The 10,932-nt window shown below is 62.0% G+C and carries 10 protein-coding genes; 6 read left to right on the top strand and 4 right to left on the bottom strand.

What is annotated here, in order from left to right; translation table 11 throughout:
• Nucleotides 1-168: 168 nt before the first annotated feature.
• Entirely contained in the window at nucleotides 169-1,344 is a 1,176-nt protein-coding gene (locus tag BMY67_RS06210) for an OmpA family protein (protein WP_092769439.1), read from the bottom strand.
• Nucleotides 1,345-1,559: 215 nt separating this feature from the next.
• Here BMY67_RS06210 and BMY67_RS06205 point away from each other — a divergent pair, with 215 nt between their 5' ends.
• The 6 genes from BMY67_RS06205 to BMY67_RS06180 all read left to right on the top strand — a co-directional run bounded on the left by BMY67_RS06205 (nucleotide 1,560) and on the right by BMY67_RS06180 (nucleotide 7,707).
• Nucleotides 1,560-2,273 carry an SDR family NAD(P)-dependent oxidoreductase gene (locus tag BMY67_RS06205; protein WP_092769437.1) on the top strand — a complete coding sequence of 238 codons (714 nt, stop codon included), beginning with the start codon at nucleotides 1,560-1,562 and terminating at the stop codon, nucleotides 2,271-2,273.
• Between the two features lie 105 nt (nucleotides 2,274-2,378).
• Nucleotides 2,379-3,698, top strand: coding sequence for a cryptochrome/photolyase family protein (locus tag BMY67_RS06200; protein ID WP_092769435.1), 1,320 nt, complete (start codon nucleotides 2,379-2,381; stop codon nucleotides 3,696-3,698).
• Between the two features lie 153 nt (nucleotides 3,699-3,851).
• Nucleotides 3,852-4,538: a TetR family transcriptional regulator C-terminal domain-containing protein gene (locus BMY67_RS06195; protein WP_092769433.1), complete on the top strand. Its 687-nt coding sequence runs from the start codon at nucleotides 3,852-3,854 to the stop codon at nucleotides 4,536-4,538.
• Between the two features lie 161 nt (nucleotides 4,539-4,699).
• Entirely contained in the window at nucleotides 4,700-6,016 is a 1,317-nt protein-coding gene (locus BMY67_RS06190) for an ABC1 kinase family protein (RefSeq protein ID WP_092769431.1), read from the top strand.
• Between the two features lie 110 nt (nucleotides 6,017-6,126).
• On the top strand, nucleotides 6,127-6,996 hold the full coding sequence (locus BMY67_RS06185; RefSeq protein WP_245744909.1) for a dienelactone hydrolase family protein: 870 nt from the start codon (nucleotides 6,127-6,129) through the stop codon (nucleotides 6,994-6,996).
• 228 nt (nucleotides 6,997-7,224) lie between these two features.
• Entirely contained in the window at nucleotides 7,225-7,707 is a 483-nt protein-coding gene (locus tag BMY67_RS06180; protein ID WP_092769429.1) for an Mpo1 family 2-hydroxy fatty acid dioxygenase, read from the top strand.
• A gap of 106 nt (nucleotides 7,708-7,813) precedes the next feature.
• Here the strand turns inward: BMY67_RS06180 and phhA are convergent, their stop codons facing one another.
• The 3 genes from phhA to aroF all read right to left on the bottom strand — a co-directional run bounded on the left by phhA (nucleotide 7,814) and on the right by aroF (nucleotide 10,912).
• Complete coding sequence (gene phhA / locus BMY67_RS06175) at nucleotides 7,814-8,557, bottom strand: phenylalanine 4-monooxygenase (RefSeq protein ID WP_092769427.1); 744 nt, start codon at nucleotides 8,555-8,557, stop codon at nucleotides 7,814-7,816.
• A gap of 295 nt (nucleotides 8,558-8,852) precedes the next feature.
• Nucleotides 8,853-9,590, bottom strand: coding sequence for a phenylalanine-4-hydroxylase (locus BMY67_RS06170; RefSeq protein WP_245744908.1), 738 nt, complete (start codon nucleotides 9,588-9,590; stop codon nucleotides 8,853-8,855).
• Nucleotides 9,591-9,898: 308 nt separating this feature from the next.
• Nucleotides 9,899-10,912, bottom strand: coding sequence for a 3-deoxy-7-phosphoheptulonate synthase (gene aroF, locus BMY67_RS06165; protein WP_092769423.1), 1,014 nt, complete (start codon nucleotides 10,910-10,912; stop codon nucleotides 9,899-9,901).
• Nucleotides 10,913-10,932: the final 20 nt, after the last annotated feature.

The following is a 10,932-nucleotide window of genomic DNA, read 5'->3' as shown; positions in this document are numbered from 1 at the left end:
AGGAAGGAGTGAAAGACACGAAGGAAGATGCCGCAAGCTACGGAAGGCGACGCAAAAACGTTAGCGAATATTTGCTGACAGCGAAATTTTGATAGCACCCTACGAGTGCATTCCACAGAACAGGCTTGCTTTCACCACTGACTACCAATTACTTCATCTAACAGCGCTCTACTTCATCAACACCCGCAAACTCAGCCGGCGGTTCATGGCGCGGCCGGCGGCGGTTTCGTTGGAGGCCAGCGGGTAGTTGGGGCCATAGCCGCGGGCTTCGAGCCGACTCGGGCTCACGCCCATTTCTACCAGCGCGGTCCAGGCGGTGCGGGCGCGGGCTTCGCTTAGCTGGCGGTTCATCTGGTAAGTGCCCACGCTATCGGTGTAGCCGCCTATTTTGAGGCGGGCCTGGGGGTAGCTCTGCATCATCAGGGCAATGTTTTTCAGCTGATTCCTCGATTCGGGCGTGAGCGTGGCCTGGCCGGTCATAAAAAACACCCGGTCGAAGCTGATCCAGCCCCGGGTGCGGTCCACGGTGTCTACCTGCTGGCGGGGGCTGCTCAGGAACTGGTAGAGCTGGCTTTCAGTCGACTGGCGGCCCACGTTGCGCACCTGCTGGCCCTTGGGCAACTGTAGCGTAATGGGCGGGCCGGTATGGTAAATGTAGTAGCTCGATTTTACGTCGTAGTGGCCCTCGACGGCAGGTGGCGCAATGCTGCCCGCCCGCCGACTACCCGGCTGATAGGCCGTCCGGCCCCTGGCGGCCGCTCCACCTGCCCGGCCCGCCCCGGCCGGTGGGGCAACTGCTGGTAGCGCCGCAACCGGCTGCGGCGCGGTGGTAGCCGCCGCCGGAACTGCTGCTGGCCGGGGCCGGCTGGCTGCTGCACGGGTGGGTGGTACGGCCGGGGCGCTTGGCGGTAGGGCCGCAGTGGCGGCTTCGCCCGGCGGGATGATGCGGCACTGCTGAATATAGGTCAGGTAGTCGCGGTTGGGGGTTTGGTTGGGGCCTTTTTCCTCGGGAAAGAGCACGAACGTACCGTTGGCCGTTTTGCCGGCCAGCAGGAAGATGTTTTCGATTTTCTGGGGCTGAAAACCGGTCTGGCTGACCTGCAGCGAATAGGGGCCGCCCACTACCAGCCCTTTGAACGCGAAGTTGCCGGCCTCATCGGTGGTGGTCGTCGTGCGGGTTTGGGTGGGCCCGTATACCACCAGCACGGCCGCCTTTTCGAGGGCCTGGTTGTTGGGCGCCATCACGTTGCCCACAATACCTACCAGTTCCTGGGCAACGCCGGGTACCACTGGGCTGAGCAAAACCACCAGTAACAGCAGCAGAAAAGCGGAAAAGCGTTTCATAACAAAGAGGAGTTAAAGTCGGAGATAAGCCAAGTCATGCTCCAATTTAGGCACTACATTGGAGCATCGACATCAAAATACAAAATTATTTCTCTCTTTAGTTATATATAAAATCAGCCATGTAATCCAGCGGAAGCCAACCTGCCGGCAGTGGCAGGAAACCTTCCCTGGGCAGGCTAGTTTTCTGGCCGTACCTCTCACCTAACTTCCCACGCATGGAATTCGCGGACAAGAACATTCTCATCATTGGCGCCTCCTCGGGGATTGGCCTAGCCACGGCCCAACTGCTGAGCAAGCTCAACGCCCACCTCTACACCGCCTCGCGCACCCACTCACCCGAGCTGGCCGAGTTGAATACCACGTTCATAGAACTCGACGTAACGCAGCCGCTGGGCACCGCCCTCGACGCTCTGCCCGAGGTGCTGCACGGCGTAGTGTACTGCCCCGGCTCCATCAAGCTGCGGCCCTTCGAGCGGATTCCGGTAGCTGATTTCCAGGCCGATTTTCAGCTGAACGTGTTGGGGGCGGTGCAGATATTGCAAGCCTGCATGAAGCGGCTGAAGAAGGCCGATGGCGCCTCGGTGGTGCTGTTCAGCACCGTGGCGGCCGATACGGGCATGTCGTTCCATGCCAGCATTGCCACGGCCAAGGCCGCCGTGGAGGGCCTGACCCGCGCGCTGGCCGCCGAGTACGCCGCCAGTAACATCCGCGTGAATTGCGTGGCACCTTCGCTCACCGATACGCCCCTGGCTGCCGCCCTGCTCAACACGCCCGAAAAGCAGGAGGCCAGCGCCAAGCGCCACCCCCTGCAACGCATCGGCCAGCCCCAGGATTTAGCCTACATGACTTCCTTTTTGCTCTCCGACCACGGCTCCTTCATCACCGGCCAGGTGCTGCCCGTTGATGGCGGCATGGGCCGACTGAAGTAAGCTTTAGACATGAGACAGTGAGACATGAGAAGGGAGACTACGTATGGAGGGCCATTCAACCCCAACTGTCTTCTGTCTCCTGTCTCACTGTCTCACCTCTCCCGCATGAAAATCGTTCTTTTCTGGCACCGCCGCGACCTGCGCACCCACGACAATGCCGGCCTGGCGGCGGCCCTGCAAAGCGGCTACCCGGTGCTGACGCTGTTCATCTACGACCGCGAAATCCTGGATTTGCTGCCCTCCCGCCAGGATGCCCGCGTCACGTTCATCTATGACCAGGTAGAACGCCTGGGCCGCGAAACGGCGGCTGCCGGGGGTACGTTTCTGGCATTCTACGGCCGGCCGCTGGAGGTTTTCGGGCAGCTACTGAGTCAGCATGAAGTGGCTGCCATTTACACCAACGAGGACTACGAGCCCTACGCCGCCGAGCGCGACGGGGCCGTGGCCGTCCTGGCTCACGAGCGTGGGGCCGAATTCAAGGCATTCAAGGACCAGGTGATATTTGCCAAAAATGAGCTGCTGGGCAAGTCGGGCAAACCGGCCCGCACCTTCGGCTCCTACCGCAAAGCCTGGCTGGAAAAGGCGCAGGACGAGCATTTCCAGCCGTACCCGTCCGCCGACCTGCTCACGGCCGGGCACCTGCAGGCCCTGCCCAACGCGCCCGCCCGCCCCTCGCTGGCCGACATGGGCTTTGCGCGCTACGAGCAGTTTGTACCCGCCGCCGAGCTGCCGGCCGAAGACCTCGTGCGCAACTACCACGAAACCCGCAACCGGCCCGGCCTCGTCAACAGCAGCACCCGCCGCTCGGTACACCTGCGCTTCGGTACGCTGAGCGTGCGCGAGCTGATGCGCCAGGCCCGGGAGCTTAACCCCAAGCTGCTGGCCGAACTGGTGTGGCGCGACTACTTCATGATGTTGCTCTGGCACTACCCCGGCACGGCCACCGAGAGTTTCGATGTGCGCCTGCGCCAGGTGCCCTACCGCAACAACGAGGATGAATTCGCGGCCTGGTGCGCGGGCCAGACGGGCTATCCGCTCGTCGATGCCGGCATGCGCGAGCTGAACGCCACCGGCTACCTGCCCAACCGGGCCCGCATTGCCACGGCCGGCTTCCTGGTCAAGCACCTGCTCATCGACTGGCGCTGGGGCGACCGGTACTTTGCCGACCACCTGCTCGACTACGACATGAGCCAGAACGTGGGCAACTGGCAATGGATGGCCGGCACCGGCGTAGTGGCCGCGCCCTGGTTCCGGGTGTACAGTCCGCAAAGCCAGCTCGAAACTTACGACCCCGACCTGGCCTACGTGAAGCAGTGGGTGCCCGAATACGGCACTGCCGCCTACCCCGCCCCCATCGTCGACCACAAGTTTGCCCGGCAGCGGGCCATTGACACCCTGCGGGCCGCGTACCGGGCGGCGGGTTAGATGAATGTGAGAAATGTGGAGAATGTGAAAATGTGGCTGTTCGGGAAGCTGTAAGACCAAAATCCCGAACAGCCACATTTTCACATTCTTCCCATCTCACCCATTATTTTCCTGGCGAAACCCTACTGTAAGGCTCCTTGTTATAACCCCGATATGAAACAGCCTACTACCGCCGCACCCGATGCGGCCACGCCTAAAATCCGCATCAAGCAGGCCTACCTCGATTACGTGCTGAAGAAGGGCCAGCCGCCTCAGTCGGTGTACAAACTCACCCAGAAGCTGGGCCTGCCCGAGCAGGAGTTCTACCGGGTGTACGCCAACTTCGACGCCATCGACCGCGAAATCTGGGCCGACTTCGGCCGCGAGGCCCGCGAAACGGCCGCCCGCGAGCCGGTTTGGGAGCAGTACGGGGCCCGCGAAAAGCTGCTGGGCTTCTACTACACCCTGATTGAGATTCTCAAGCGCAACCGCAGCTACGCCCTGCAAAGCGTCCGCCGCTCCTTCGAGCGCCGCCCCATGCCCGGCTTCACGCCGCGTGTACTCGACGATTTCCGCCAGGATTTCGAGGAGTTCGTGGAAGAAATCCTGCGCGAAGGCCGCCGCACCGACGAAGTAGCCAGCCGCAAGCTGGTGCAGGATGGCTACCCTCGCTTCTTCTGGCAGCAGGTGCTGTTCGTGCTCGGCTTCTTCGCCAAAGACGACACCGTGGATTTCGAGCGCACCGACGCCGCCATCGAAAAAGCCGTCACGCTCAGCTTCGACCTTGTGGGCCGCAACACCCTCGACTCGGCCGTGGATTTCGTGCGCTTCCTGCTGCATGGCCGCCGGCACCGGCGGTAGTTGTCAGTTGTCAGTTGATAGAACGTCATTCAGAGCGGAGCGAAGAATCTCGCGTGCCAAAGTAATCCTGACGTAAGGAATTACCATCGCACGCGAGATTCTTCGCTTCGCTCTGAATGACGTTCTGTTTCGTTAGTACCATCCTCATATACCCTTCCCGGATGTCCGATACTCCTGCCAAATCCCTCACCTCGCTGCCCACCACCAAAGTGGCGCGGGCGGCGCGGTTCGCCAAAACCGGCCTCAACGTGGGGGCCAACTATGTGAAGCACTACGCCAGGCGGGCCGTGGGCGCCGACAGCCCGATGGCCGATTTGCACGCGGCCAACGCGGCCGAGCTGTACGGTACGCTCAGCGAGATGAAGGGCTCGGTGCTGAAGGTAGCCCAGATGCTGGCGATGGAGAAAAACCTGCTGCCCACCGCCTACGCCGACCAGTTTGCCCAGGCCCAGTACCAGACCCCGCCCCTGTCGGGCCCGCTGGTGGTCAAGGTCTTTCGGGATGCGTTTGGCAAGTCGCCGTTTGAGGTGTTTGATGAGTTTGACCGGCAGGCCCGGCAGGCCGCCAGCATCGGGCAGGTTCATCTGGCCCGCAAGGATGGGCTGGAGCTGGCCGTGAAGGTGCAGTACCCCGGCGTGGCCGACAGCATCCGCTCCGACATCCGGCTCGTGAAACCTATTGCCCTGCGCGTGCTGGGGCTCGATGAGGCCACCGTGCGGCCCTACATGCAGGAGGTGGAAACCCGGCTCATCGAGGAAACCGACTACGCGCTGGAGCTGCGCCGGGGCCAGGAAATTGCCGCCGCCTGCGCCAGCCTGGCCCATTTACAGTTCCCGCGCTACTACCCCGAGCTGTCGTCGGCCCGCATCCTAACCATGGACTGGCTGCCCGGCCAGCACCTGCGCGAGTTCCTGCTGACCGAGCCCAGCCAGCAAGTGCGCAACCAGCTGGGCCAGGCGCTCTGGGACTTCTACATGTTCCAGCTCAACGAGCTGCGCCGGGTACACGCCGACCCGCACCCCGGCAACTTCCTGCTCCGCCCCGACGACGGCGGCACCGTGGGCGTGCTCGATTTCGGCTGCGTGAAGGAAATTCCCGAAGACGTACACCGCCTCTTCAACGATCTGCTGGCCCCCGCAACCCTCTCCGACCCGGCCCGGCTGGCCGCTTTGCTCACCGAAGGCGGCGTGCTGCACGCCGACGACCCGGCCAGCCGCCGCGACTTCTACGTGCAAACCATGCAGGCCTCGCTGGAGCTGGTGGGTCGCCCGTTCCGGGAACCTACCTTCGACTTCGGCGACCCCAGCTACATGCAGGCCCTCTACGCCCTCGGCGACGGCCTGCTGCAGGAGCCCGAGTTGCGCCAGCAGCGGGAGCCCCGCGGTTCCGAGCATTTTATCTACCTCAACCGCACCTACGTAGGCCTGTACGCCTTGCTTACCGAACTCAAGGCCAGCATCCGTACCCAGCCCGAATAACAACGGCGCCGAAACTAATTTTCCGACTTTGAGTTAATGCAGCCCCGGCTTACCTGTGTAGTTACACGGATAGGCCGGGGCTGTCCTCTTGCCCCACCATTTCTCTATCCATGAAAAAGTTCTGGACCCTCTGCGCCGCGCTGCTGAGCGTAGTTTCCGTGGCCTCGGCCCAAACCACCATGAGCTGCTGCGCCAAACCGGCCGCCGGCCCCAACGCCACCGAAACCTTCGCCATGCTGGCTTCCAACGAGGATTTCTCGGGCAGCCACGATGCGCCCCTGCCTTTCCGCTACGCCGGCGGCGGCGAGATGGTAGAGTTCAGGACCCCCGACGGCGGCACGAGCAAGGCCTTCGAAATCAAAAGCAACACTCGCTCCGACAAGTACCTGTTCGTCATCCATGAGTGGTGGGGCCTCAACGATTACATCAAGCAGGAAGCCGCCCGCTTTGCCCGGGAGCTGCCCGGCACCAACGTCATTGCCCTCGACCTCTACGACGGCCAGGTAGCCACCTCGGCCGACGAGGCCGGCAAGCTCATGCAGGCCGTGAAAACCGCCCGGGCCGAGGCCATCATCAAGGGTGCGCTGCTGCACGCCGGCCCCCGGTCCCGGGTGGCCAGCATCGGCTGGTGCTTCGGCGGCGGCTGGAGTTTGCAAACGGCCCTGCTGGCCGGCAAGCAGGCGGTGGGCTGCATCGTTTACTATGGCATGCCCGAAAAGGACGTGGCTAAGCTCAAAACCCTGAACACCGACGTGCTGATGATATTTCCCAAGCAGGATAAGTGGATTAATCAGGAGGTAGTAACCGAATTCGAGAAGAACATGAAAGCGGCCAACAAGGGCCTCACCGTGAAAGCCTACGACGCCGACCACGCCTTCGCCAACCCCTCCAACCCCAAATACAAGAAAGATATGGCCGAAGACGCCCACGCCGCCTCGGTAGCCTACCTGAAAAAGCACCTTCAACTGACCACGGATTAGCACGGATTTTAGCGGATTTCACGGATTTTGTAGCCGGCTGCGAACAGGACTCTACTTTGCGTGTAGCCGTAGAACCCGTAGTCTTAACCACAAAAGGCTGCCTCAATGAGGCAGCCTTTCTTTTTCCGTTTCGGCGGAAAGAGCAGGCGCGCATTCTGGTGTGCGAGTGCGCAAATGATTATCTTTCACCACTCGCTTTTCACTTGCTTTCTACTTGTATCGACCTCAATGGATACCACTGTTTCGCCCGTGCAGCGGCTGCTCGATGAGTATGCCGAGAGCCACCAGAACCCGACCAACAAGCTCGTGCATTGGGTGTGCGTGCCGTTGATTATGTTCGCTATTCTGGGGCTGCTGTGGGCGGTGCCGGTGCCGGCGGGGGTGCGGGCTATCAGTCCGTGGCTGAACTGGGCCACGCTGGCGATGGTGCTGGCGGTGGGGTATTACGTGCGGCTGTCGGGGCGGCTGGCGGCGGGCATGGTGCTGGTGTGGCTGGTGATGGCGCTGGGCTTGCGGCTGGTGCAGGCCCAGGCCGCGCTGCCGCTGTGGGCCGTGTGCCTCATTGTGTTCGTGCTGGCCTGGATCGGGCAGTTCTGGGGCCACAAGGTGGAGGGCAAGAAGCCGTCGTTCCTCAAGGACCTGCAATTTCTACTTATCGGCCCGCTCTGGCTGCTGCACTTCGTGTACCGGCGCCTGGGCTGGCGGTATTAGGTGAGCTGGTGAGCTAGTGAAATGGTGAGTTGATGTTTCAGGGGCCTGGCGGCACAAGTCGCGCAGTCAGGTCCAGCGAACATCAACTCACTATTTCACTAGCTCACTATTTCACCATCTCATCCAAAGCGGCCAGGCTTTCCGGCAACTGCGCCATGTGGTCGAGAACGAAGTAGAGGTCCTGGAATTTGTCCTTCTCAAAGGGCGTATCCAGTACGCCCCGCAGGCTGAAGGGCAGGCGCGTGGGTTGCTCGCCGAGGCTGAACTTGACCTCGCCGTGCGACGAGAGCAGGCCCGCCCCGTAAATGCGCAGGCCCTCGGGCTGCTGAATCAGGCCGAATTCGGCGGTGAACCAGTACAGGCGCGTGAATAGTTCGAGCGCGCCGGGCTGCTGGCGGTGCTGCACGGCTGCCGCGCCCAACTCCTGCAGGAACGCCGCGAAACCCGGGTCCGTCAATAGCGGCACGTGGCCGAATACGTCGTGGAACATATCGGGCTCCTCCAGGTAATCGAGCTGGGCCAGCGTGCGCAGCCAGGTGGTGGCCGGAAATTTGCGCTCGGCCAGCAGCCCGAAAAATACCGCGTCGTCTACAATGCCGGGCACTACCACCAGTTCCCAGCCCGTTAGTTCGCGCAGGCGCGGGTTTACTTCGCCAAAGTCGGGAATGGCGTCGCGGGTAAAGCCGACCTGGCGCACGCCTTCCAGAAACGCATCGGCGGCGCGGCCGGGCAGCAGTTCCATCTGTCTATCGAAGAGCAGCTGCCACACGTGCTGGTCGGCGGCGGTGTAACGGGCATATTCCTGGCGGAGCAGGGGCTGGGGGGCGGCAGTTTCGAGAACCGTGTTCATCAGTAGAAGAGAAAAGAGGGAAAAAGAAAAGGCCTGCCCCCGCACGAAGCGGAAGCAGGCCTGACAAGACGTTGGAAGAGGATTTGCTACTCCTGGTTCCGGCACGCCGCCGCCGCTCCGCTCCCTTGCGGGGCGTAATAGGCATAAGCATAATAGCGGGAGGTGAAGCGGGTCATCGGGAGCAAATGTAGCCCGGCAGAGTTGGAAAACAAGTCGGCTGGCCGGGATGCCGGCATTTTATACGGTACCGCAAAAGCCTTACCGCGAAATGGAGTTAGCGCGGTACAGCTCGTTCTTAATCCGCCACCAGCACCGGCCGGGGCGTGGCGGCCAGTACGGCGGCCAGGTCGGCTACGCTTTCAGTGAGCTGCTCCCAGCTACTGAGCTCGAAGTAGCAGTCCTGCAAATGTGCTTCGCTGTAGGGCGTATCGAGCACGGCGGCCAGCTCGAAGGGCTGCCGCGGGGCCACCTCCGACAAGTAGTGGTGGATTTCGCCCGACGACGAGAGCAGCCCGGCCCCGAACAGGCAGGTTTTACCCTCCTCATGCACCAGCCCGAACTGCACCGCGAAACCATAGAGCCGCTCCAGCCGCTGTAGTGCCGCCGCATCGTGCAGGTGCCGCGTGGCCACATGACCGAGGAATTGCAGGAAATCGGCGAAGGCCGAATCCATCAGCAGCGGCACGTGGCCGAATACGCCGTGGAACAGGTCGGGCTCCTCGATGAAATCGAACTGCGCCATGCTCCGGATCCAGACCGTGGCCGGGAACCGGCGCCGGGCCAGCAGGCCGTAGAAATCGGCGTCGTTGAGCGCGCCGGCGACGGGCTCCAGCTGCCAGCCGGTGGCCTGCTGAAGCCGCTGGCTTACCTCGTTGAAATCGGGCAGGGCGTGGCGGTGCAGCCCGGAGGCGCGCAGGCCCTGCCAGAAAGCCCCGCAGGCCCGCTTGTGCAGCAGGGCCGTCTGGCGGTCAAACAATACTTTCCATACCAAATGGTCCTGGGCCGAGTACTGGTCGTAGTGTTGCTGAAGCATGGCAAAAGGCATAAAAAAAAGGCCCGTTTCCTGTCGGAAGCGGGCCTTGCTGAGGTTCAGAGGAGGAGGATGTTCAGTTTCCCTACCTATTGCACCGGCCACGCCGCCCACTACCATACTGCATATTGCAGACGATAATCGACATAAAGCGCGTGGTGGTCAGGTTGAACATGGTAGGACAAATATAGAACTATATTTTTCTGATGCTATTCTTTTTTTTTATTGTTCGTTTTTCGGCCGTTCTCAGCGACAAACCAAAGAATGGCAAAAGAACGCAGCCGTATTGCCTGTCAACGAAAAACGGCCAGCTACTCCAGCTCCTGCCGCAGGGCGTACACCCGGCGAAGGTTGCGAATCAGGCGGGCCGACTCATCAAAGTTGAGCGTCTGGGCGCCGTCGGAAGCGGCTTTTTCGGGCGTCTCGTGAGTTTCGTAGATGATGCCGTCGGCGCCGGCCATTACGCCGGCCAGGGCCATGGCGGCCACGTGCTCGCGCAGGCCGATGCCGTGCGAGGGGTCGACGATGACAGGCAGGTGGGTTTTCTCCTTGAGAATGGGCACCGCATTCAAATCCAGCGTATTACGCGAGGCCGTTTCGAAGGTCCGGATGCCTCGCTCGCAGAGAATCAGCTTCTCGTTGCCGCCCGAAAACACGTACTCGGCCGACGACAGCAGTTCCTCCAGCGTGCCCGAAATGCCGCGCTTGATCATCACCGGCTTATCGACGCCGCCCAGCGCATCGAGCAGGTTGAAGTTCTGGGTGTTGCGGGCGCCCACCTGAAACACATCCACGTAGTCGTGCATCTCCTCTACCTGCGACACCTGCATCACTTCGGTCACGATTTTGATGCCCCGCGCCCGCGCCAGCTGGTGAAACAGCCGCAGCCCCTCCATGCCCAGGCCCCGGAACGAGTAGGGCGAGGAGCGCGGCTTGAACACGCCCCCGCGCATAATGCGCACGTCGTTATCGACGAGATGCTGCAACACGCTTTCCATCTGGGCCTCGCTCTCGATGCTGCACGGGCCGGCGGCCAGCGTGAGTGTGCCCTCCCCGATGCGCACCCCGTCGCCGAGGTCGAGCACGGTGGGGCGCACGCGCCACTTGCGGCTCACCAGCTTGTAGTCGTCCGACACGCGGTGGATGTCCTGCACGCCGGGCAGCTGGCCAAGGCTGCGCAGGTCGATTTCGGCCTTGCCAATGGCTACCAGGTAATGGGCCCGCTGGGTTTTCACCTCGGTGGACTTGTATTTCAGGGCCTGAATGCGGGCTTCAATCTCCTGCTGGTTCTGCGCGGAAATCTGGGGGTCGAGTTGGATTATCATGTTTTTATGTGGGTTCCCGC

This window comes from Hymenobacter actinosclerus (assembly GCF_900111515.1).
GTDB lineage: Bacteria > Bacteroidota > Bacteroidia > Cytophagales > Hymenobacteraceae > Hymenobacter > Hymenobacter actinosclerus.
This window is presented reverse-complemented; position numbering and strand designations above follow the sequence as displayed.